The organism is Streptomyces sp. MspMP-M5 (assembly GCF_000373585.1).
Classification (GTDB): domain Bacteria; phylum Actinomycetota; class Actinomycetes; order Streptomycetales; family Streptomycetaceae; genus Streptomyces.
This window is the reverse complement of record NZ_KB891951.1, coordinates 178,019-200,499: the sequence shown is the minus strand read 5'-3', so window position 1 is coordinate 200,499 and position 22,481 is coordinate 178,019. Positions and strand designations below refer to the sequence as shown.

Here is a 22,481-nt window from a genome sequence, read left to right as displayed (position 1 = left end):
CAGCCAGAGCTGGCTGGAGCGTGACGGGTAACATAGTAATGTGAAATTGCACTGACAAGGTGTCGGTGCAGAACTCACCTCCCTCCAAGGGCAATTGAGTGCGGACCCTTGGCAGGCGAGAGTGCAATGTGAAATATTACCGAGGTGCTGACAAGGAACTCCGCAGACGTCATCGTCGTCGGGGCAGGCGTGGTTGGCGCGGCTTGCGCCTACTACGCCGCCCGGTCCGGTCTCCGTGTCGCCGTACTGGACCGTGGCTCCGTGGCGGGCGGTACGACGGGGGCCGGCGAGGGCAACCTCCTGGTGTCCGACAAGGAGCCGGGCCCCGAACTCGAACTGGCCAGGATTTCCGGCGAGTTGTGGCGCAAGCTGGCCCAAGAGCTCCCGCCGGACATCGAGTACGAACCCAAGGGCGGACTGGTCGTCGCTTCCGACGAGGCGGGGATGGCCGCGCTGCGCGACTTCGCGTCCGGGCAGCGCGGGGCGGGCGTCACGGCGGAGGAGGTCCCGGCCGACCGCCTGCCGGACCTCGAACCCCATCTCGCCGCCGGACTGGCCGGGGGCTTCCACTATCCGCAGGACGCACAGGTCATGCCGGCGCTCGCCGCCGCACATCTGCTGCGTGCGGGCGGCGAGCAGGTCCGGCTGCGCCTCGGCGAGGAGGTCACCGGCCTGCTCACCGGGGCGAGTGGCGAGATCCGGGGAGTGCGGACGACGGCCGGGGAACTCCACGCCCCGTACGTGGTGAACGCCGCCGGGACCTGGGGCGGTGAGATCGCCCGCCTGGCACGGGTCGCGCTGCCGGTCCGGCCCCGGCGGGGCTTCGTCCTGGTCACCGAGCCGCTGCCGCGCGTGGTGCGCCGCAAGGTGTACGCGGCCGACTACGTCGCCGACGTGGCCAGTGGCTCCGCGACGCTGCAGACATCGGCGGTGGTGGAGGGCACCCCGGCGGGGCCGGTCCTGATCGGCGCCAGCCGGGAACGGGTCGGCTACGACCGCACACTCTCACCCGAGGCGCTGCGGCGCCTGGCGGCCCAGGCCACCGCCCTGTTCCCGGTCCTGGCCGGGGTCCGGGCGATGCGCACCTACGTCGGCTTCCGTCCGTACCTTCCGGACCACCTGCCCGCCATCGGCCCCGATCCGCGCGTCCCCGGCCTGCTGCACGCCTGCGGCCACGAAGGCGCGGGGATCGGGCTGGCCCCCGCCACCGGACTGGCCGTCGCACGGTCGCTGACCGGTGGCGAACCGCCGCTCGACCTCACCCCGTTCAGGCCGGAACGCTTCTCCCCGGCCGCCTGAAATCCGCCCGTCCGATGAGCCACCGCCCGACATGTAACTGCCGACACGCCACCGCCGGACACGTCACTGTCCGACACGTCACTGTCCGATGAGTCATGAGAGGAGGAGCCATGGCCCGTACCCCCGCCGAACTGGTCGGGGCCCGGCCCGGTCCGCCCTTCCGGATCACCTTCGACGGGCGCGCCGTGACCGCTCTGCCCGGCCAGTCCGTCGCCGCCGCCCTGTGGGGAGCCGGGATCCTGGCCTGGCGCACCACGCGCGGCGGCGGACGCCCGCGGGGCGCGTTCTGCGGCATCGGCCAGTGCTACGACTGCCTCGCCACCGTCAACGGAGAGCCGAACCGGCGGGCCTGCCTCGTTCCGGCCCGGCCGGGGGACGTCATCACCACCCAGGAAGGACACGGCCGTGCCGATCTCGGCGTCTGAACCGTACGACCTCGCGGTGATCGGTGCCGGCTCCGCCGGTCTCGCCGGAGCCGTCACGGCAGGTGAACTCGGGCTGTCCGTCGCCCTGTTGGACACCTCTCCGCAGACGGGCGGACAGTTCTACCGCACCCCGGCCCCCGCCCTGGGAGCCGTCCGGCCCGAGGCCCTGCACCACGACTGGTCCGCCTACACCGACCTGCGACGACGGCTGGCCCGGAGCGACGTCCGCCATCTTCCCGGGCATCATGTGTGGAGCGTGACGCAGGACGACGAGGAGGGCACGGGCGGCGGGGCGGGTGACGGGCTGTGGGCAGTGCACGCCGTCACCGGGGCCGACGGCTGCGGTGAGCGCCCCGTGCGGGTACGGGCCCGTGCGGTGCTCCTCGCGACCGGCGCCTACGAACGGCAACTCCCCTTCCCCGGCTGGACGTTGCCCGGTGTCGTGGGAGCCGGCGGGGCCCAGGCCATGCTCAAGTCGGGTCTGGTGCTGCCGGGGCGGGAGGTCGTCGTGGCGGGGAGCGGCCCGTTGCTGCTCGCGGTGGCCTCCTCGCTGGCGGCTGCCGGCGCGCGAGTGCCGGCCGTCGTCGAGGCGTCCGGTTATCTGCGCTACGCCCGCCACCTCCGGGCGCTGGCCACGAATCCGCACAAGGCCGCCGAGGCGCTGGTCCACGGCGCGGCGTTGCTGCGCCACGGGGTGCGGGTGCGGCAGCGCAGCGCCGTCACCGAGGTGCACGGCACGGATCGGGTGGCGGCCGTCACCGTCATGCGTCTCGATCGCGACTGGCGCCCCGTACGGGGGACGGGACGCCGGATCGCCTGCGACGCGCTGGCCGTCGGACACGGCCTCGTCCCCCAGATCGAGCTGGCCGTGACGCTCGGCTGCGCCACCCGCCCGCTGTCCGACGGCACCCGGGCCCTGACCCTGGACGACCTCCAGGAGACTTCGGTACGCGGCCTGTGGGCGGCGGGTGAGACCGGCGGGGTGGGCGGGGCCCAACTGGCCCGGATGGAAGGGGAACTGGCGGCGGTGGCGGTGGCCGCACGCGTCCGGGGACGCCCCGCCCACGGCGGCCGGGTCCGGGAGCTCCGGCGCCGCCGGGACCGGATGCGCGCCTTCGCCGACGCGATGACCGCCGTCCACGCGCCCGGCCCCGGGTGGCCGCGCTGGCTCGCCGACGACACCGACGTGTGCCGCTGCGAGGAGGTCACCGCCGGGCGGATCCGGACGGCGGTCGAGGACCTCGGGGCGCGGGACGCGCGCACCGTCAAACTGCTCACCCGAGCCGGTATGGGCTGGTGCCAGGGCCGGATGTGCGGTGCGGCGGTGGCCTGCCTCGCGGCCCGGGGCCACCCCGCCGAACCGTCGGCCGAACGCCGCCCGTTCGCCACTCCCGTCCCGCTCTCGGCACTCGCCGCACTCGACGACCCGGCCGCACCGGTCGTACCGGCCGTCACCGAGCCAGGGCCCCTCACCGATGAACCCGGTGACCACACCCCACAGTAAAATGTCACATTCCATAGAGAGGTGTTTCGTTCACATGACCGTCTCCACCACCTGGAACCCCGACCGTCCGTGGCGCGGAATCATGGTCGCCACCGCCCTTCCCCTGCGGGACGATCTCTCCGTCGACCACGACGCCTACGCCGAGCACGTGCGCTGGCTGATCGACAACGGCTGCGACGGCGTCGTGCCCAACGGCTCGCTCGGCGAGTACCAGACCCTCACCGACGAGGAGCGGGCCCGCGTCGTCCGTACCGCCGTCGAGGCGGCGGGCGACGGGGCGCGGGTCATGCCCGGCGTCTCCGCCTACGGCAGCGGCGAAGCCCGGCGCTGGGCGGAGCAGGCGGCCGACGAGGGCTGCGGCTCGGTGCTGCTGCTGCCCCCGAACGCCTACCGGGCCGGCGAGCCGGGCGTACGCGCCCACTACGCCGAGGTCGCCCGCGCCGGGATACCGGTCGTCGCCTACAACAACCCCATCGACACCAAGGTCGACCTCACCCCCGGCACGCTGGCCGGGCTGCACCGGGACGGCAGCATCGTCGCCGTGAAGGAGTTCACCGGCGACGTCCGCCGGGCCTACGAGATCGCCGAACTCGCCCCGGAGCTCGACCTGTTGATCGGCGCCGACGACGTCCTGCTCGAACTCGCCCTGGCCGGCGCCGTCGGCTGGATCGCCGGCTACCCCAACGCCTTCCCCACCAGCTGCGCCACGCTGTACCACGCCGCCGTCGCCGGCGACCTGGCCACGGCCCGCCCGCTCTACAAGTCCCTGCACCCCTTGCTGCGCTGGGACTCCAAGACGGAGTTCGTGCAGTCCATCAAGTTGTCCATGGACATCGTCGGGCGGCGCGGCGGACCCACCCGCCCGCCGCGTTCCCCGCTCACCGGGCAGACCGAGGCGGCGGTGCGGACCGCCACGCAGAAGGCCGTCGCCGACGGTCACCGCTGACCACGTCACCCGCTCGTCGACGACCAGAGCACCCCGTCCACCGAAGGGAAGCCCGTGCGCACCCGCCATGTCTTCCACGCCGTCGACTCCCACACCGAGGGCATGCCCACCCGCGTGATCACCGGCGGCGTCGGCGTGATCCCCGGCACCACCATGGCCGAGCGGCGGACGTACTTCATCGAGCACCTGGACCACCTCCGGACGCTCCTGATGTACGAACCACGCGGTCATGCCGCCATGAGCGGCGCCATTCTCCAGCCGCCCACCCGCCCCGACGCCGACTACGGGGTCCTCTACATCGAGGTCTCCGGGCTGCTCCCGATGTGCGGGCACGGCACGATCGGGGTCGCCACCGTCCTGGTCGAGACCGGCATGGTGCCGGTGACCGAACCGGTCACCACCGTCCGGCTCGACACTCCGGCGGGGCTGGTGAGCGTCGACGTACGGGTGGCGGACGGCGCCGCCACGTCCGTCACCCTCACCAACGTCCCCGCCTTCTGCGCCGCCCTGGACCGCACGGTCGAGGTGCCCGGGTACGGCACGGTCGCCTACGACCTGGCGTTCGGCGGAAACTTCTACGCGTTCGTCGAACTCGACGCGCTGGGGCTGCCGTTCGACCGCGGCCGCAAGGACGACCTGCTGGCCGCCGGACTCGCCGTCATGGACGCCGTCAACGCCTCGCCGGAACGGCCCGTGCACCCCGAGCGGCCGGAGATCACCGGAGTCAAGCACGTCTACCTCGCCGCTCCCGGCTCCGACGCCCGCCACTCGCGGCACGCGATGGCCATCCACCCCGGCTGGTTCGACCGCTCCCCCTGCGGAACGGGCACCTCGGCCCGGATGGCCCAGCTGCACGCCCGCGGCCGACTCCCCCTGGACCGCGACTTCGTCAACGAATCCTTCATCGGCACCCGCTTCACGGGCCGTCTGGTCGCAGAAACCACGGTCGGCGCCCTGCCCGCCGTCGTACCGACCGTCACCGGACGCGCCTGGATCACCGGCACCGCCCAGTACTTCCTCGACCCGGACGACCCCTTCCCCGGAGGTTTCCTCCTGTGACCGACACCACCGACACCGCCCCCCTCCTCACCTCGCACAACCCGGCCGATCCCGCCGATGTCCTGCTCCGTATTCCGGCGCCCGGCGCCCCGGGGGCGGCCGACGCCGTGGAGCGGGCCCGCACCGCCCAGCCCGACTGGCTGCGCGGCGGGGCGGCCGCCCGCTCGGCCGCGCTCGGCGCGGTCGCCGCGGCCCTGGACGCCGCCGCGGCCGAACTGACCGCACTCGCCGTCCGCGAGGTGGGCAAACCGCTCGCCGAGGCCCGGGCCGAAGTCGCCCGCACGGTCGCGATCTGGCGGTACTACGCCCAGGCCCCCTACGAACCCGTCGGCGCCGTCCACGAGACCGCCGCGGGCCCCGGCCTGCTGCTCACCCGCCGCCGCCCGCACGGCGTGGCCGGACTGATCACGCCCTGGAACTTCCCGTTCGCCATCCCCAGTTGGAAGGCCGCCCCGGCGCTGGCGGCCGGCAACGCGGTCGTCCTCAAGCCCGCCCCCGAGGCCACCGCCTGTGCACAGCGCCTGACCGAGATCGTTCAACAGGAGCTACCCGACGGGGTGTTCACCCTCCTGCCCGGCGGAGCCACCGAAGGCCGGGCGCTCGTCTCCACCGCCGACGTCGTCTCCTTCACCGGCTCCACCGCCGTGGGCCGGGACGTCGCCCGCGCCGCCGCGGAACGGGGCGTCCCGGTCCAGGCCGAGATGGGCGGGCTCAACGCGGCGATCGTCCTCCCCGACGCCGACATCGAACGCACGGCGGCCCAGCTCGCCGCCGCCATCGCCGGGTACGCGGGGCAGAAGTGCACCGCCACCAGCCGCGTCATCGCGGTCGGCGCGGCCCTCGCCCCCCTGCGCGAGGCGCTCGCCGCGGCGCTGCACGCCGTACCCGTCGGCGATCCGGCCGACGCGGCGACCGTGAGCGGGCCGCTCATCAGCGCAGCGGCCCGCGACCGGGTCGGCGACGCCTGGCGGGGCCTGCAGTCGGTGGTGGGCGGAACGGTGCCCGACGGGCCCGGCTGGTACGCGACCCCGACCCTGGTCGAGAAGGTGCCCGCGGGGCACCGCCTGCTGCGCGAGGAGATCTTCGGTCCGCTCGCCGTCCTGCTGCCCGCCGACGACCTCGACCATGCCGTGCACCTCACCAACTCCGTGCCGTACGGCCTGGTCACGTCGGTCCACACCGCCGATCTGGACGTGGCGCTGGGAGGTCTGGACCAGCTCGACACCGGAATGATCCGGATCAACGCACCGTCCACCGGTGTCGACTTCCACCTGCCGTTCGGCGGCACCAAGGCATCCAGCCACGGGCCGCGCGAACAGGGGCGGGCGGCGCTGGAGTTCTACACCTCCACCCGGACCTACACCCTGTCACCGTCGAAGGCAACGTGACATTGTACGGTGGTCCACACCAGACCGAAGGGACCACGAGCGCCATGGGGCACCTGAAGCACCGCGACCTCAACGTCGGCCGGGAGCGGCTGCGCGACCAGGTCAGCAACGCCCTGCGGGCCGCCCTGATCTCCGGTGAACTGCGTCCGGGCATGGTGTACTCGGCGCCGGTCCTCGCCGAGGACTTCGGCATCTCGGCCACCCCCGTGCGCGAGGCGATGCTCGACCTGGCCCGCGAGGGTCTGGTCGAGCCCGTCCGCAACCGGGGCTTCCGGGTCACCGAGGTCAACGAGCGCGACCTCGACCAGTTCACCGAGATCCGCGCGCTCATCGAGATCCCCACGGTCGGCCGGGTCGCCCGCACCGCCGCCCGCGAGGAACTGGAGGCGCTGCGCCCGGTTGCCGAGGAGATCGTACGGGCCGCCCGCGAGCACGACCTCATCGGCTATCTGGAGGCCGACCGGCGGTTCCACCTCTCGCTCCTCGCGCTCTCCGGCAACGACCGCCTCGTCGAGACCGTCGGCGATCTGCGCAAGCGTTCCCGCCTGTACGGGCTCACCGCCCTCGACGAGCGCGGTGAACTGATCCCCTCGGCCGAGGAACACCTGGAACTCCTCGACCTGATGCTCGCCGGCGACGCGAAGAAGGCCGAGCGGTGCATGGCCAGGCACCTGGGCCACGTCCGCTCCCTGTGGGCCGGCGGCGGCAGCTCTGCCCCGGCCGAGACCAAGGGGGCGGCGAGGCAGCGCTCCGGGCAGCGTTCTTCCTGAGGCGCTGAGGCAGCGAAGGGGCCTCCATAACGCCGCGCTATGCCCGGACGAGGGCTCCCCGGGAACAGTCGGCTGAGGCACGCTGACTTGTGCGCACCCATGCAATGTCACACCTCACCAAAGCTTCCGTCCCCCGCCGTGCCGCACCGTGAAAGGGCGCCATGAACCCCGCTCCCGCCACCACCGATCACGTCTTCACCGTCCCGCTGGACCACTCCCGTCCGGACGGCCCGACCCTCCAGGTGTTCGCACGTGAGGTCGTCGACCCGGCCCGCGCCGAGGACCAACTGCCCTGGCTGCTCTACTTGCAGGGCGGCCCCGGCGGCAAGGCACCCCGCCCTTCGGCGGGATCACCGGGATGGCTGTCCCAGGCGCTGAAGACCCATCGGGTGCTCCTCCTCGACCAGCGCGGCACCGGCCGTTCCACTCCGGTCACCGCCAAAGCGGCCTCCCGCTTCGCCGCTCCGTCCGAACTGGCCGCTCACCTGGCCCACTTCCGCGCCGACGCGATCGTGGCCGACGCGGAGCTGATCCGCCGGCACCTGTGCGGCGACGAGCCCTGGGAGACCCTCGGCCAGAGCTACGGCGGCTTCCTCACCCTCACCTATCTCTCCCAGGCCCCCCACGGCCTGCGGGCCTGCTACGTCACCGGCGGCCTGCCCGGACTCACCGCGACCGCGGACGACGTCTACGCCCGCACCTACCCCCGCGTACGGGACCGGGTCCTCGACTTCTACGCCCGTTACCCCGACGACGCCGCTCGACTCCGCAAGATCGCCGACCTTCTCACGTCCGACGACATCCGGCTGCCCGGCGGCGACCGCCTCACCACCCGCCGTCTCCGCACGCTCGGCCTCGTCCTCGGGATGGGCGACGGCTTCGAACGCCTCCACTGGCTGCTCGACGAATCCCTGGACTCGGAGGGGGAGTTGACCGACACCTTCCTCCACCAGGCCGAGTCCCTGACCGGCTTCGTCGACAACCCGCTGTATGCCGTCATGCAGGAGACGCTGTACGGCCAGGGGGTCGGCCCGACCGCCTGGGCCGCCGCCCGGTCACTGACCGACTTCCCCGAGTTCACCGAGGACGCCGACCCCCTCCTCCTCACCGGAGAGATGATCTACCCCTGGATGTTCCGTGAGATCAAGGGCCTGCGCCCCTTCGCGGACGCCGCGGACCTCCTCGCCCGGCGCACCGACTGGCCCCCGCTCTACGACCCCCGGCGCCTCGCCGCCAACCAGGTCCCCCTGGCCGCGGTCGTCTACCACGACGACATGTACGTCGACGCGGGACTCTCGCTGCGCACCGCGCGGGAAGTCGGCGCCACCCGCGCCTGGGTCACCAACGAATGGGAGCACGACGGCGTCACCGCCTCCAACGGCCGTGTCCTCGCCCGCCTGATGGACCTGGCCGCCGGACGCGCGTAGTCCGCTCGTCCCGCACCGCCCCTCCTCCCACCCACCACAGGACAGGAGTGACATGTCCGCCCTCCCCACACGTCTGCGCGCCGTCACCGCGGCTCTCGCCCTCACGTCCTGCCTCGCCGCCCCCATATCGGCCCACGGCGCCGCGCCACCGCCGACCCACCGTCCTTCGTCCCCCGCCCCCGACTGCGCGCTGCCCGGCAGGACCGGATGGACCGACGAGGGCCACGCCACGGACCCCACCCGGTTCCAGCGCGCCACCGGAACCAGGCGCGTCCTGATGCTGTTCGTGGACTTCCCCGACGCCCGGGCCACCGGCTCCACAGCACCGTACGCGGCGCAACTCGCCCCCGCCGCCGACTGGATGCGCACGGCCAGCTACGGGCGCACGCGCCTCGCCCTCACCGCACTGCGCCGCTGGGTCCGCATGCCGGCGACCTCGGACTCGTACGGATTCCGGCGCGGCCTGACCTTCGAGGCCCACGAGAAGTACGTACGCGACGCGATCAACGCCGCCGACCCGTACGCGGACTTCTCCCGCTACGACATGGTCTACGTCGTCCCCACCAAGGCGGCCTCCGCGATCTCCTTCTCCCCCACCTACCTCTACGACCCCGGCACGCCCGGGGTGACCGCCGACGGCACCCGCATCAAGTGGGCCGTGACCTTCGGCCAGGACCTGTGGCACTGGGGCTTCAAGGTCGCCGACCACGAGACCGGCCACACCTTCGGCCTGCCCGACCTGTACTCCTTCACCGGCGCCACCCACCGGTACGTCGGCGGCTGGGACGTCATGGGCAACATCGCCGGCCCCGCGCCCCAGTACCTGGGCTGGCACTCCTGGAAGCTCGGCTGGACCCGTGACGCCCAGGTCGCCTGCCTGGCCGGACCAGGCCGGCGCACCGTGCGGCTGACCCCGGTGGAACGGCGCGACGGCACCAAGATCGCCGTACTGCGCACCGGGGCGACGACGGCGTACGTCGCGGAGTCCCGCAGGGCCCGGGGCCACGACGCGGACGCGTGCTCACGCGGCGTCCTCATCTACCGGGTCGACTCCGCGACCCCAACCGGTGAGGGACCCGTCCGGGTCATGAACGGCCACCCGTCCGCCGGGCCGCAAGCCGGCTGCACCGCCCTCGACCTGGCGGCGTACACCCCCGGCCAACACTTCACGGACCCGGACAGCGGCGCCAGGATCGACGTTCTCGCGGGTGACGCGGCGGGGGATGTGGTGAAGCTCAGCAGGTCATAGCGTAAGCCTCGTATGTGCCGTGCCCCGCTGTCGCTGCTCATGGCGCCGCTGCCCAACTCGGCGTCGAGGGTGGCTCCGACCTGGAGCCCGGCCCGCTCGGCGAAGTCGTCGGAGACCGCGATCCTCCCGGGGCCGATGTCGTGCAGCGAGCCGGCGCGGAAGTCGAGCCGGGCCGGCCGGAGTTCAGACAGCTGTGAAGCGGATTCCTGTAAGTCGCCCACCAGTAAGGTGGTTTGGGACGTGGCCGAGCGGTGCGCCACGTTCCTCAGGCAACCAGAGCCGCCTGAGCCGCGTCTTCCAAGTAGCGTTACCTGCCCCGCCGACGGAATCGTCCGGGCGCCGCAGATCCCGCACGGGGCACGCGATCTGAGCAGCATGCCGAGCTTCAGGAAATGAGAGTCGTTCTCTCATCGCACACCCGAACAGTGGACGGGGGCTAACTCATGAGCATCAGGTGCGGCAGGCCAAGGATGAGGATCATCCTTGCGGTCGCCACAACTTCGGCAGCGGCAAGCGGGTTGGTGGGCGGTATCGGAACCGGAACGGCTGCCGCGCAACCGCCTTCTCGTACGTTCGGCTATACGTGCTCGTCTCTCATGATCGGCGACCAGCCATTCACAGCAGAGGTCGACTCGGACATCCCGCATTCGGTCGCAGTCGGCGCGCCCAGCAAGACCATCACCGTCAACGCGGTGGCGACGGTGGGCGCGGGTTTCACCCGGTGGCTCGCCGGCGCCGGCATGAAGACCCTCGGGGGCACGGTGGACGCGAGGGCCCATGTGGCCGCGCCACAGAATGGCTTCGACGTCACGGTCCCCTTCCACATGGCCACGACCAGCGTCCCGGCATCCGGTCCCTTCAAAGTCACGGCAACCGCCAGCGCGACCACGCGCACCTTCAGTCATCCGGGCAAGGGGAGGGTCACCGCCGGCGGCCTCACGCTCCACCTCCTCGCGAAGAACGCGAGCGGCACCGTGACACTGGCGGGCGATGCGCCGTGCACCCTGAACGCCGGCCAAAGCGATGTCGTGGCGTCCTTCGACATCACGACGCCGAACTCGGCGCCCTCCGCCACTCCGAGCCCTTCGATCGGATCGGTGGCCTCCACTGCTCCGAGGCCGACGACCGGATCGGTGGGCGCTGCCGTTCCCAAACCGACGGTGTCACAGGGCGCCGGGCCCGCAAAGGACAGCGCGACCACGCCCGGCAATCCGAGCCCCAGGGCTTCCAGCACCCCAACGGTGACGAACCCCACCCGTGCGACGCCGAAGTCGACCGAACCCACGATCGTCGGTAAGGGCTCGACCGCTGAGCAGGACACTGGGGATCTCATCCTGCTGGCCGTGGGTGCGCTCGTCGCATGCGGCGCCGCCTTCCTCCTCGGCGCGCGGCTGAAAAACCACCGCCGCACCGGTGAGGACGGACAGGAGCAGCGGTACATCACCCCGAAGCCCGACCGGCCTGTCGAAGGTGTCAAGGCCGGGAGGGGCGACGTCAGTTGCCAACGGAAGGTCTTGATTGCCGCCGCCCCCCAGCGTCGAAGGTGTGACGGTAGGGCAACATCGCACGGCAGCACGGGCCGGAAGGCTACGGACGGCCGGAATCTCCTGCCGGCACGTCATGTTCCGCACCGGGTCGGCCAACAGGGCGTCAGTGCGCGGGCCGGCAGTGGCGCCGATCTGGACAGCCAACTCGCGGGCTTGCTACAGGGTGAAGGCGTCGATGTCGTGACCGACGAGAAGCCCAGCACCGCATACGTTCGACAGGTGTAGTGAGCGACCACCGCCTGTGTAACGGAGGCTCAAGCAGGGCGGCAGGCAGGCACAGGCGCCTGCCTGCCGAGGCGAGGACGGCCGCGGAAACCGACGATCCGCGTGAAGAGGGAGGTACCTCTGTTGACTGAGATCGACACGTTGCTCGGCCAGGTCATGCCTGCAGGTGAAGCGGCGGTGGGCGCGTACGGCGTCGGCGTGCTGACCAGGACCGAGGACGAGGCAGCCGGAGCGACGGTGCGGCTGGGACAGCGGCTGCCCGCCCGGATCCTGCACCGTGGCACCGACGCCGTGTCGGTTGAGGTCGGCGTCACCGACCTGGCGGGGAGGGGTGAGGACCCGGACGTACGGGCCGCACTGCGCCGGCAGATCAAAAGGGCGCTGAGGGACGACCCCCAGTTCGCCGACGAGTTGTCGGCGATGCTGCCCGAGCGCCCGGCCCCACAGGCCACCGGGGCGCGCAGCGTCTCCGTCACGGACAATACCGGGATCATCTCCGTCGGCGATGGCGCGACGAACATCCAGTACCTGTGAGCGTCGCGCCGGATCCGCAGGAGTCGGGGCCCGTCGCACATACGCCTGACCAGTCGAGCGGCGAACGGAAGGTCACGTTCGGAGACGTCTCGGGCATTGTCACTTTCGGAGACGGCAATGTCATCGTGCAATTCGCCAAAGGGGCCACCACCGAACACGCGCTGGCCGAGTTGGTCGAGCAACTCGTGCAGGCAGTGCGCGCCGAGCGCGGCTCCGTTGATGACGAGCTGGCCCAAAAGGCCGATCTGCTCGCGCATGAGGTGCGCGCTCGCCTGCAGCGTGAGGTGGCAGAACTGCGGCTACGGGATCGGGACTCGCTGCCGGTGCGCTGGCAACCGGTGCCTGGGAACGTGCTCGGCCGCGGGGAAGACATCCGCAAAGCCCCGGCCGGGGCAACGGATGCTCCCCCGCTGGACCTGGCCGGTTCACTGGACGAGATCACGGCAGGCGGCCACGAACAGGCGGATTCCCCCTGGCTTTTGGTGCTGGGGCGGGGAGGCTCAGGGAAGAGCGCCCTGGCCCTGCGTTTCGCACTGACCCGCCTGAAGGCGCGTCGTCGCGCCCGCGAAGCGCCAGTACCGGTGATCTTCAGTCTCGGATCATGGAATCCTCAAACTACCTTGCTGCGCAACTGGTTGATCAACCGGTTGGAGCGGGATCAGTCCTTTCTCGCCGAGGCTGGCCCCACCGGTAACAAGACGTGGGCCGCCACGCTGGTGGATGCCGACTACGTGCTACCGATCCTGGACGGGTTCGACGAGATCGCCATCGGTCTGCGCAAAGACGCGCTGATAGCGCTCAACAGCTGCGACTTTCCGCTGCTCGTGACCAGTCGCCGCGCCGAAATCGAGGCCGTCAGGGAAGAAGCCAAGGTGGTGCCCTCCGCCGCCGCTATCGAATTGATCGACCTCAACCTCGACGACTCCGTCAATTACCTGCAGGAGGCCACCGGCACAACTCTCCCCGAGAGTATGGACGTCGCCCCCCGGACCGGGTGGGCTTACGTCCTGCGTGAGTTGCGCCGCCGTCCCCACACACAGGCCGCCGCCAATCTCGGCGCCGTGCTGACCACCCCCTTGATGGTCACACTGGCCCGATTCGTCTACGAATCCGAACTCGACCCGTCGGACCTGCTGAAACCCGAGAAGTTCGGCACCCGAGAAGCCCTTGAAAAACACCTCTTGGACATCTTCATCCCCACCGCCTACAAGCGCTTTCTCAGCGACGAGCCCGCAGCAGGAGAACACCGGCGCTGGGATGCCGAACGCGCCCAGCACTGGCTCCGCTACCTCGCCGCACATCTGACGGAACTCAAAACGCCCGACATCGAATGGTGGCGGCTGGGGACCACTGTGAAGCTGCGCTGGCTCATGCTGCGGGTCGGGGTCACGGTCGGAATCGCGTCCGGCCTCGTAGCCGGGCTGGTTAACGGGGCCGAGGACGGGCTCTTGTACGGGCCCGCGGTCGGTTTCATGGCGGCAAGCCTCACCGGCCCGGTGAACGGGCTCGGGCTGGGTCTGACCTTCGGGCTCATGCACGGGTTCGTCACGAAGATGAAGGTCGGCGGCCCGAAGTTCGAACCGTCGCTCATGGAGATCAGACTTCGGGGCTGGACGAAGAACGGGACGAAGGCCAGATTGCGGGAGAGCTTCCGTCCCAGAGTCGCGGGCGGGCTCGCCGGTGGCCTCCTGTTCGGGCTCCTGTGGGCGCTCGGAGGCGCGGCCTTGATGGCCCTCCTGGGTGTCCCCGGGCCCATGATCGCGCTGAGTGCGGGGGAGGAACTCGCGGTCGGGATCGGCCTGGGGTTCGCGATGGGGCTCGTCGCCGCGCTCGGGGCCGGGTTCGAGACTGTCATCCCGAGAGAGGAAAGAGAGGAATTCGCCCTGCCGTCGGTCCTGTTGAACACGAACCGCGCCACCGTACTCAAGCAGATACTCACCATCGGGCTCGTGATCGGGTCCGGATACGGGATCCTGTTCGGGCTCGTGGTGAACAGCGCCGTGTTCGGACTCGGGGCCGGACTGGTGGCCGGATCCATGATCGCGCTCGGGGTCGGCACCATGACCGCCTGGGGGCGTTGGGTGGTCCTGGCCCGAATCTGGCTGCCCCTGTCGGGATGGCTGCCGAGGGACCTGGACGCGTTCCTGCAGGACGCCTGCGAGCGAAAGGTCCTGCGCCAGGTCGGCACGGTCTACCAGTTCCGCCACGCCCAGCTCCGGGACCACCTGTGCGCCACCACCGACACCCCGCCCGAGCGCATCCTCCACCGGACCGGCAACGACAACGGCAACCTGGACCGCCCCTTCGACACCGCGGACACCGATAGCCACGGCTAGGGCGACGGCGGCTCGATCACGTGCCGTAGGTCCACGTTCGCCGACACAGCTGCCGTCCTGCACAGCCACCTTCTTTCCTGCAGAGAAAGAAGGTGATCCGCCCGCGCCCACGCCCGCGCCCGCCAGCCCTGCCCCGTCCCCCTGACTCGCCAGGCGCCTCTTCGCGCATCGACGCGGACTCGCGGGCCGACCCTCCAGCCAGCAGGCACCAGGCGACCCACGAAATCCGCAGCGGCTGCCTCCCCTGCGGACGATGGCGATCCCCAGACTCAGTTGGACGATCCGGGCTGGCATTCCACGCCCCAAGACACCGAGGCCGAAGAGAATCACCAACGATGCGAAGACGATCGCGGTGGTCCTCGCCCCCCGTACCGGACGGGCGAAGCACAGCGCGCAGAGGAAGCCGCCGATGACAGGCATCGCCGAGCCCGGTGCGGCACCCGCCCCCACAGGACCCGCCGCCGCTCCGGCGACCACCGTTCCCAGCGCAGCCACCTTGCGGCGACGAAGGCCAAGGACTCTCCGTTTCGCGCACGCAGGGTACGGAGACTTCGCAGCCATCCCCGGAGCGATCTTGATCAGCCCAGAAAGCTCAGTCGCACCCGCCGGTGCGGGTTGTCGACGTTGGTGTCCACCAGGCAGATCGACTGCCAGGTGCCGAGGGTGAGTTTGCCGGTGAGGACGGGGAGGGTGGCGTGTGGGGGGACGAGGGCGGGGAGGACGTGGTCGCGGCCGTGGCCGGGGGTGCCGTGGCGGTGGCGCCAGCGGTCGTCGGGCGGGAGGAGATCGCGGAGTGCGGCGAGGAGGTCGTCGTCGCTGCCAGCGCCGGTCTCCAGGAGGGCGACGCCCGTCGTGGCGTGGGGTGTGAAGACGTTCAGCAGGCCGTCGCGGCCCTGTGCCACGTCCCGGAGGAAGGCGACGCAGTCCCGGGTCAGGTCGTGGACGGTCTCCGCGGAGCCGGTGTGTACGTCGATTTCTCGTGTCGTGAAGGTTGCAGCCATGCGGCGATTTTCGCAAAGGCGAGGGGGCGGACCCCGTAGGTGCGGGGGTGGTGGCGGCGGGGCTGCCTGGTGATGGTCATGGCCGGTCGACATGGCCGGTCAATGCTGCGGAAACAAAGGTCCGGGTGCCGAGACGGGGGTTTGACCGGCTCTCCGGGCGGCGCTACGTTCGTCGGCATGTCTACGTCAGCCCTGCTCACCACGCGCGGTCATATCGACCTGCTGCGGGTGGCGTCCGCCGCGTGTTGTCGCCGCGGCCGCGGTTGCTGACGTTCGTTCCGTTCCGGGCGGTTCGGCTCGGTCCTTGTGTGCTGTTCGGTCTCCGCAGGGCTCGCTGAGCTTTGTTCGGTCTGAGTGGGTTTCTTTCGCACTCGTTGAGTTCTGTTCTGTGGCTGGGCGTTCGGCGTTGGTTCCTTGCCGGGGTGGCGTGCTGTGCCGGTGTGCGCTCGGGTGTGTCTGCGGGCGGCTGCCTGCGTTCCGTGCGTCCGGGCGGACGTTGCCTGGCGTCGTGTGGTGCGGGTCCGGGTGCCTGGTTCTCTATGTCTGGGGTTGTCTATGAGCGGTGGGGCCGTGGAATTGTCCCGGGTGGTGCCTGTTTCGGGGCGGCGGTGGAAGGTGCCGCGGTGGATGCGGCGGGCCGTCGGGCCGGTCGGGCTGGTCGTGGTGTGGCAGGTGCTGAGCGGCAGCGGGGTGCTGGCGGCGGACCTGCTCGCGTCGCCGGTGGACATCGCCCGGGCGGCCGGCGGCATGGTGGCGGACGGGACGCTGCCGTCGGCGATGGGGGTCTCGCTGCAACGGGTCGTGGTGGGCCTGGTGTTGGGCGGGGTCGCCGGGATCGGGCTGGCGCTGGTGGCGGGCCTCTCGAGGCTGGGTGAGGACCTGGTCGACGCGACCGTGCAGATGTTGCGGTCGATTCCCTGGGTGGGGGTGATCCCGCTCTTCATCATCTGGTTGGGAATCGGCGAGGCGCCGAAGATCGCGCTGATCGCGGTCGGGGTGGCGTTCCACCTCTATCTGAACGTGTACGCCGGGATCCGGGGCGTGGACGCGCAGTTGATGGAGGCCGGGACCTCGCTCGGGCTGGGCCGGTGGGGGCTGATCCGGCATGTGGTGCTGCCCGGGGCGTTGCCCGGTGCCATGACCGGGCTGCGGTACGCACTGGCCACTGCCTGGCTGGCGCTGGTCTTCGGTGAGCAGGTCAACGCCGACGACGGGCTGGGCTTCCTGATGAACCAGGCACGGGAGTTCTTCCGTACCGATGTGATCGTCGTGTGTCTGGTGGTCTACGCGGTTCTCGGGCTGCTCGCCGATTTCCTTGTCCGTACCCTCGAAAGGCTGTTGCTGCAGTGGCGACCGACGTTCACGGGGCGGTGAGCCCCCTCGCGGTGGGCGCATCGTCCACGCCCACGCCCACCACTCTCCCGTCGTCCGGGCCGCCCCCGTCGCCCCTGTCGTCCGCGTCGTCCGCGTCCTCCCGGTCGGAGGAGGTGGCCGGAGGCGCGGTGCGGGTCGCGGGGCTGGTGCGGGAGTTCGATCGGCGGCGGGTCGTCGATGGACTTCAACTGCGCATCGGGGAGGGTGAGTTCGTTGCGTTGTTGGGGCGTAGTGGGTGTGGGAAGTCGACGCTGTTGCGGGTGCTGGCGGGGCTCGACCGGGAGATCGAGGGTGAGGTGCTGGTGCCGCGGCGCCGGGCGGTGGCGTTCCAGGCACCGCGGCTGATGCCGTGGAAACGGGTCTGGCGGAATGTGGTGCTGGGGCTGCCCGGCGGGGTCGAACGTGCCGTGGCGGAACAGGCGTTGGCGGAGGTCGGGCTCGGGCATCAGGCGGATGCCTGGCCGAAGACGCTGTCCGGCGGCGAGGCGCAGCGGGTGTCGTTGGCGCGGGCCCTGGTGCGCGACCCGGATCTGCTGCTGCTCGACGAGCCGTTCGGCGCGCTGGACGCGCTGACCCGGATCACGGCGCAGCGGCTGGTGGCCGAGCTGTGGCAGGAGCGCGGGTGCGCGGTGCTGCTGGTCACCCATGACGTGGAGGAGGCGCTGCTGCTGGCCGACCGGGTGCTGGTCATGGAGGACGGCCGGATCGCGTACGAGACGGCGGTGGAGCTGCCCCGGCCGCGGGATGTCACGGACCCGCGGTGTGCGGCGCTGCGCGCCCGGCTGCTCGGCCGCCTGGGCGTGGCCGGAACGGACGACGGCGAGAGGGAGACGGTGGACGGCGAGACGGAACCGGTGGGCGGCCGGCCGCAGCCGACCGACGGCGAGACGGCGACAGCGAGCAGCGGGCCCGTGGCGCCCGACGGCGGAACGGACACCCCATGAGAACTGCACGCAGCACCGCCGAGCGCTCACCGAGGCACCGTCGGATGCGTCTCGCGCTGGCCGCGGCGTTGCCCCTGGTGCTGGCGTCGACGGCCTGCGGGGGTGCACCGCGGGCCGGCGGAGGCATGGGTGGGATCGGCGGACATACCGACGGGAAGGGGGCGCCGACGCTGAACGTCGGGGATCAGAAAGGGGGTTCGGAGGCGATGCTGCGGGCGGCGGGCGAGCTGGACGAGCTGCCCTACACGATCAGGTGGTCGACATTCACCTCCGGGCCACCGCTGCTGGAGGCGGTCAACGCGGGGGCGGTGGACGTCGGGGCGGTGGGCAACACCCCGCCGGTGTTCGCGGGGGCCGCGCACTCGAAGATCAAGGTGATCGCCGGGTCCCACAGCCGGTCGGACGGTGAGGCGATCCTGGTGAAGAAGGACTCGCCGCTGACGTCCCCGGCACAGCTCAAGGGGAAGTCGATCGCGGTGGCGCAGGGCAGTTCGGCCCACTACCAGCTGATCGCGTCACTGAAGGAGGCGGGGCTGTCGCCCAAGGACGTCACGCTCAACCACCTCCAGCCGGCGGACGCGCTGGCCGCGTTCACCCGGGGGAAGGTCGATGCCTGGGCGGTGTGGGATCCGTACACCTCGCAGGCGCTCGACCAGGCCGGCGCCCGGGTGCTGACGAACGGTCAGGGGCGGGTGAACGGGCTGAGCTTCCAGGTCGCAGCGCCCGCCGCGCTGGCCGACGGGGCGAAGTCGGCGGCGCTGAAGGACTACACGGCGCGGCTGCGGCGGGCGCAGGACTGGGTGTTCCGGCACCCGGCGGCCTGGGCGAAGGTCTGGGCCGAGGCGACCGGGATGCCGGAGAAGGTGGCGCTGGACGCGGTCCGGCGCACCCGGGGGACGGCGGTGCCGGTCGCCGTGGACAAGAACGCCGTCGCCTCCGAGCAGCGCATCGTGGACACCTTCGCGGCGCTGAAGCTGATCCCGCGTTCCTTCGACTTCGGGGAGTTGGTCGATCCCCGCTTCAACAGCGGTCTGCCGCCTTCGGGCACGGCGCCGCGTACCTACGGAAAGGCCCGGTGATATGTCCGTACACCTGCATTGGTTCCTGCCGACCGGCGGCGACGGGCGGACGCTCGTCGACCGGCACGCCTACACCGACGGCGGCGTCCGGCGGGACCGGATCACTCCGGTGAGCGGGGTGCGCGCCCCGGACGTCGGCTATCTGGCGCAGATCGCCAAGGCCGCCGAGCAGTTGGGGTTCGAGGCGGTGCTCACTCCGACCGGTACGTGGTGCGAGGACGCCTGGCTGACGACGATGGCGCTGGCGCAGGTCACCGAGCGGCTGAAGTTCCTGGTGGCGTTCCGGCCGGGGGTGATCTCGCCGGTGCTGGCCGCGCAGATGGCGGCCACGTTCCAGCGGGTCTCACGGGGGCGGCTGCTGCTGAACGTGGTGACGGGCGGGGACTCCACCGAGCAGAAGCGGTTCGGGGACCATCTCGGCCATGATCAGCGGTATGCGCGGACGGACGAGTTCCTGCGGGTCGTGCGGGGGGTGTGGAGCGGCCGGCCGTTCGACTTCCGGGGGGAGCACTACGAGGTCGAGGGCGGGCTGACGGCGCTGCCGCCGGATCCGCTGCCGGAGATCTTCTTCGGTGGGTCGTCGGCGGCGGCCGGGCCGGTGGCCGCGCGGAACGTCGATGTCTATCTGACCTGGGGCGAACCGCCGGAGCAGGTGAAGCAGAAGATCGACTGGATTCGCGGGCTGGCGGAGCGGGAGGGCCGGACGGTCCGGTTCGGGATCCGGCTGCACACCCTCTCCCGGGACTCGTCGAAGGAGGCGTGGGCCACCGCGAACCGGCTGCTGGACGACCTCGACCCGGACACCGTGGCCGCCGCGCAGCAGGCGCTGGGCCGGAGCGAGTCGGTGGGGCAGCAGCGGATGCTGGCGCTGCACGGCGGTTCGCGCGACAGGTTGGAGATCTCGCCCAATCTGTGGGCGGGGGTCGGCCTGGTGCGGGGCGGTGCGGGGACCGCGCTGGTCGGGAGCCATGCGGAGGTGGCGGACCGGATCGAGGAGTACCACGCGCTGGGCATCGAGCACTTCGTGCTGTCCGGGTATCCGCATTTGGAGGAGGCGTACTGGTTCGGGGAGGGCGTCCGGCCCGAGCTGGCCGGGCGGGGGCTGTTGGCGGCCGGGCCGGCGCCGCTCGCCGGGGTGCCGGCGGCGAACGGGCGGCCGGCCTCGGCTCCCGGCGGTGCGCCGCTGCTGGTGTCCGGCGGGCGCTGAGCCGGGCGGTCGGCACAGGGGGTGGGGCGGTGGGAAGATTCCGGCCCCACCACGAGTTAGTAGAAACATGAACTACACCGGGGTGCGTGAGGTCGAGGTCGTGGTGATCGGCGGCTACTTCGCGGCGTACGAGCGGCGGTTCGGGCTGCGGGTGCACCGGCCGGTGAGCGTCACCGCGGTGCGGGAGGCCGGCGACGGGCGGCTGCGGGTGGAGACCTCGCAGCGGACGTACGCGGCGCGGGCGGTGATCAACGCGACCGGCACCTGGGACCGGCCGTTCTGGCCGCGGTTCCCGGGGCAGGAGGACTTCCGCGGGCGGCAGCTGCACAGCGCCCGGTACCGCGGCCCCGAGGGGTTCCGCGGCGCCCGGGTGGTGGTCGTCGGGGGCGGCACCTCGGCCGTCCAGCAGCTGCTGGAGATCGCGCCGGTCGCGGCGGCGACGACCTGGGTGACCCGGCGGCCACCGGTGTTCCGTACCGGGCCGTTCGGCGCGGACGAGGGGCGGGCGGCGGTCGCGCTGGTGGCGGAGCGGGTCCGGCAGGGGCTGCCGCCGCGCAGCGTGGTCAGTGTGACCGGGCTGCCGATGACCGAGGCGGTCCGGCAGGCCCGGGAGAGCGGCGTCCTTACGCGGCTGCCGCTCTTCGACCGGGTCACGCCGGACGGGGTGGCCTGGGACGACGGGCGCACCGTCGAGTACGCCACCGGCTTCCGGGCCGCCGTCGACCATCTGGCGCCGCTGCGGCTGCGCGAGCCGGGCGGCGGCATCCGGATGGCCGGGACCCGGGCGGTGCGCGACCCCCGGGTGCACCTCGTCGGCTACGGGCCGTCCGCCGGCACCATCGGCGCCAACCGGGCCGGCCGGGCCGCTGTCCAGGAGATCCGGCAGTTGCCGGCCGGGCCCCCGGACGCGGATGTTCCGGGCCCGCGCCCGGCCGATGGCCTCGTCGGGGGCGGTGGCTACGCGGCCGGCGCGGCGGCGGTCTCCCTCACCGGGACGCGGCCCAGCTCCCACGCCCGCAGCTGGGCGTAGCCGGGGCGGATCACCTCGTTGATCAGGGCGGTCCGCTCGTCGAAGGGGAGGAAGGCGGCCTTGGCGGCGTTGACGGTGAACTCCTCCAGCTCGGCGGTGCCGTAGCCGAAGGTGTCCCGCAGGTGCGCGAACTCCTGGGTCATGGTGGTGCCGCTGACCAGGCGGTTGTCGGTGTTGAGGCAGACCCGGAAGCCGAGCCGGCGGAGCAGGTCGATGGGGTGCTCGGAGTAGCCGGCGGCGGCACCCGTCTGGAGGTTGGAGGTCGGGCAGATCTCCAGGGCGATCCGCATGTCGCGGACGTAGGACGCGAGCCGGCCGAGGGCGACCCGGCCGTCCGCGCCGATGGTGAGGTCGTCGGTGATGCGGACGCCGTGGCCGATGCGGTGGGCGCCGCAGCGCAGCACCGCCTCATGGATGGACTCCATGCCGACCGCCTCACCGGCGTGGACGGTGACCCGGGCGCCCTCGGCACGGAGGTAGTCGAAGGCTTCGGCGTGCCGGCCGGCCGGGTTGCCGATCTCGCCGCCGGCGATGTCGAAGCCGGCCACGCCGCGGTCGCGGTGGGCGACGGCGAGCCGGGCGATCTCCAGGGAGCGGTCGGCGTGCCGCATGGCGCACAGCAGCGTGCCGATCCGGATCGGTCGGCCGGCCGCCGCGGCGCGGCGCTCGCCCTCCCGGAAGCCGTCGTTGACCGCCTCGACGACCTCGTCGAGGGTGAGGCCGGCGGACAGGTGCTGCTCGGGGGCGTAGCGGACCTCGGCGTAGACGACGCCGTCGGCAGCCAGGTCCTCGGCGCACTCGGCGGCTATCCGGGACAGTGCCTCGCGGGTCTGCATCACGGCGCAGGTGTGCGCGAAGGTCTCCAGATACCGCTCCAGGGAGCCGGAGTCGGCGGCGTCCCGGAACCAGACGGCCAGCGCTGCCGGGTCGGTGGTGGGCAGGTTCCGGTAGCCGATGGCCGCGGCCAGTTCGATGATCGTCTCCGGGCGCAGCCCGCCGTCGAGGTGGTCGTGGAGGAGCACCTTGGGGGCGCGGCGGATCCGCTCCCGGTCGAGGAGGTGCGGGGACTGCGTCGGAAGCTTGTCAGACAAGGTCATGGGGCGGGAGTATGACACGTCCCGCCGCCACCGGGCGACC

The 22,481-nt window shown here is 71.8% G+C and carries 20 protein-coding genes; 18 read left to right on the top strand and 2 right to left on the bottom strand.

Annotation, left to right across the window (positions count from 1 at the left end):
- The first annotated feature begins 144 nt into the window (after window positions 1–144).
- From B073_RS0136610 to B073_RS42385, 12 genes are all read left to right on the top strand, one after another.
- Window positions 145–1,299, top strand: coding sequence for an NAD(P)/FAD-dependent oxidoreductase (locus B073_RS0136610; protein WP_026248063.1), 1,155 nt, complete (start codon window positions 145–147; stop codon window positions 1,297–1,299).
- 110 nt (window positions 1,300–1,409) lie between these two features.
- Window positions 1,410–1,724 (top strand): (2Fe-2S)-binding protein, encoded by a 315-nt coding sequence (locus B073_RS0136605; protein ID WP_018543028.1) that lies wholly within the window; start codon window positions 1,410–1,412, stop codon window positions 1,722–1,724.
- The gene (locus tag B073_RS0136600) at window positions 1,705–3,228 is read left to right on the top strand and encodes an NAD(P)/FAD-dependent oxidoreductase (RefSeq protein WP_018543027.1); all 1,524 of its coding nucleotides are present in this window, start codon (window positions 1,705–1,707) and stop codon (window positions 3,226–3,228) included. The genes B073_RS0136605 and B073_RS0136600 overlap by 20 nt, the downstream gene beginning before the upstream one ends.
- A gap of 34 nt (window positions 3,229–3,262) precedes the next feature.
- Window positions 3,263–4,174 (top strand): dihydrodipicolinate synthase family protein, encoded by a 912-nt coding sequence (locus tag B073_RS0136595; RefSeq protein WP_018543026.1) that lies wholly within the window; start codon window positions 3,263–3,265, stop codon window positions 4,172–4,174.
- A 54-nt stretch (window positions 4,175–4,228) separates the two neighbouring features.
- Entirely contained in the window at window positions 4,229–5,233 is a 1,005-nt protein-coding gene (locus tag B073_RS0136590; protein WP_018543025.1) for a proline racemase family protein, read from the top strand.
- Window positions 5,230–6,621 carry an aldehyde dehydrogenase family protein gene (locus tag B073_RS0136585; RefSeq protein ID WP_018543024.1) on the top strand — a complete coding sequence of 464 codons (1,392 nt, stop codon included), beginning with the start codon at window positions 5,230–5,232 and terminating at the stop codon, window positions 6,619–6,621. The genes B073_RS0136590 and B073_RS0136585 overlap by 4 nt, the downstream gene beginning before the upstream one ends.
- A gap of 44 nt (window positions 6,622–6,665) precedes the next feature.
- Entirely contained in the window at window positions 6,666–7,391 is a 726-nt protein-coding gene (locus B073_RS0136580; RefSeq protein ID WP_018543023.1) for a GntR family transcriptional regulator, read from the top strand.
- 161 nt (window positions 7,392–7,552) lie between these two features.
- Window positions 7,553–8,818 (top strand): alpha/beta fold hydrolase, encoded by a 1,266-nt coding sequence (locus B073_RS0136575; RefSeq protein ID WP_018543022.1) that lies wholly within the window; start codon window positions 7,553–7,555, stop codon window positions 8,816–8,818.
- 52 nt (window positions 8,819–8,870) lie between these two features.
- Window positions 8,871–10,067, top strand: coding sequence for a M6 family metalloprotease domain-containing protein (locus B073_RS0136570; RefSeq protein WP_018543021.1), 1,197 nt, complete (start codon window positions 8,871–8,873; stop codon window positions 10,065–10,067).
- A gap of 443 nt (window positions 10,068–10,510) precedes the next feature.
- Window positions 10,511–11,839: a DUF6801 domain-containing protein gene (locus B073_RS46965; protein ID WP_324608815.1), complete on the top strand. Its 1,329-nt coding sequence runs from the start codon at window positions 10,511–10,513 to the stop codon at window positions 11,837–11,839.
- Window positions 11,840–11,962: 123 nt separating this feature from the next.
- A complete protein-coding gene (locus B073_RS0136555; RefSeq protein ID WP_158690317.1) occupies window positions 11,963–12,373 on the top strand; it encodes a hypothetical protein in 411 nt (136 codons plus the stop codon).
- A complete protein-coding gene (locus tag B073_RS42385; protein ID WP_158690316.1) occupies window positions 12,370–14,709 on the top strand; it encodes an NACHT domain-containing protein in 2,340 nt (779 codons plus the stop codon). Before B073_RS0136555 ends, B073_RS42385 begins: the two co-directional genes overlap by 4 nt.
- Before the next feature lie 578 nt (window positions 14,710–15,287).
- Here the strand turns inward: B073_RS42385 and B073_RS0136545 are convergent.
- Window positions 15,288–15,710, bottom strand: coding sequence for a YjbQ family protein (locus B073_RS0136545; protein WP_018543016.1), 423 nt, complete (start codon window positions 15,708–15,710; stop codon window positions 15,288–15,290).
- Between the two features lie 72 nt (window positions 15,711–15,782).
- Here B073_RS0136545 and B073_RS49490 point away from each other — a divergent pair, with 72 nt between their 5' ends.
- The 6 genes from B073_RS49490 (at window position 15,783) to B073_RS42375 (ending at window position 21,344) form a co-directional block, all read left to right on the top strand.
- On the top strand, window positions 15,783–15,980 hold the full coding sequence (locus B073_RS49490; protein ID WP_420706490.1) for a putative leader peptide: 198 nt from the start codon (window positions 15,783–15,785) through the stop codon (window positions 15,978–15,980).
- A 285-nt stretch (window positions 15,981–16,265) separates the two neighbouring features.
- Window positions 16,266–17,084: an ABC transporter permease gene (locus tag B073_RS0136540; protein ID WP_037813944.1), complete on the top strand. Its 819-nt coding sequence runs from the start codon at window positions 16,266–16,268 to the stop codon at window positions 17,082–17,084.
- A gap of 74 nt (window positions 17,085–17,158) precedes the next feature.
- Complete coding sequence (locus B073_RS42380) at window positions 17,159–18,028, top strand: ABC transporter ATP-binding protein (protein WP_086023879.1); 870 nt, start codon at window positions 17,159–17,161, stop codon at window positions 18,026–18,028.
- 44 nt (window positions 18,029–18,072) lie between these two features.
- Window positions 18,073–19,107: an ABC transporter substrate-binding protein gene (locus B073_RS0136530; protein WP_018543013.1), complete on the top strand. Its 1,035-nt coding sequence runs from the start codon at window positions 18,073–18,075 to the stop codon at window positions 19,105–19,107.
- Between the two features lies 1 nt (window position 19,108).
- On the top strand, window positions 19,109–20,314 hold the full coding sequence (locus tag B073_RS0136525) for an LLM class flavin-dependent oxidoreductase (RefSeq protein WP_018543012.1): 1,206 nt from the start codon (window positions 19,109–19,111) through the stop codon (window positions 20,312–20,314).
- Window positions 20,315–20,381: 67 nt separating this feature from the next.
- A complete protein-coding gene (locus B073_RS42375) occupies window positions 20,382–21,344 on the top strand; it encodes an NAD(P)-binding domain-containing protein (protein ID WP_018543011.1) in 963 nt (320 codons plus the stop codon).
- On the opposite strand, the gene B073_RS0136515 is transcribed toward B073_RS42375, so the two are convergent.
- The gene (locus B073_RS0136515) at window positions 21,272–22,441 is read right to left on the bottom strand and encodes an adenosine deaminase (RefSeq protein WP_018543010.1); all 1,170 of its coding nucleotides are present in this window, start codon (window positions 22,439–22,441) and stop codon (window positions 21,272–21,274) included. The two genes, B073_RS42375 and B073_RS0136515, sit on opposite strands and share 73 nt — an antisense overlap.
- Window positions 22,442–22,481: the final 40 nt, after the last annotated feature.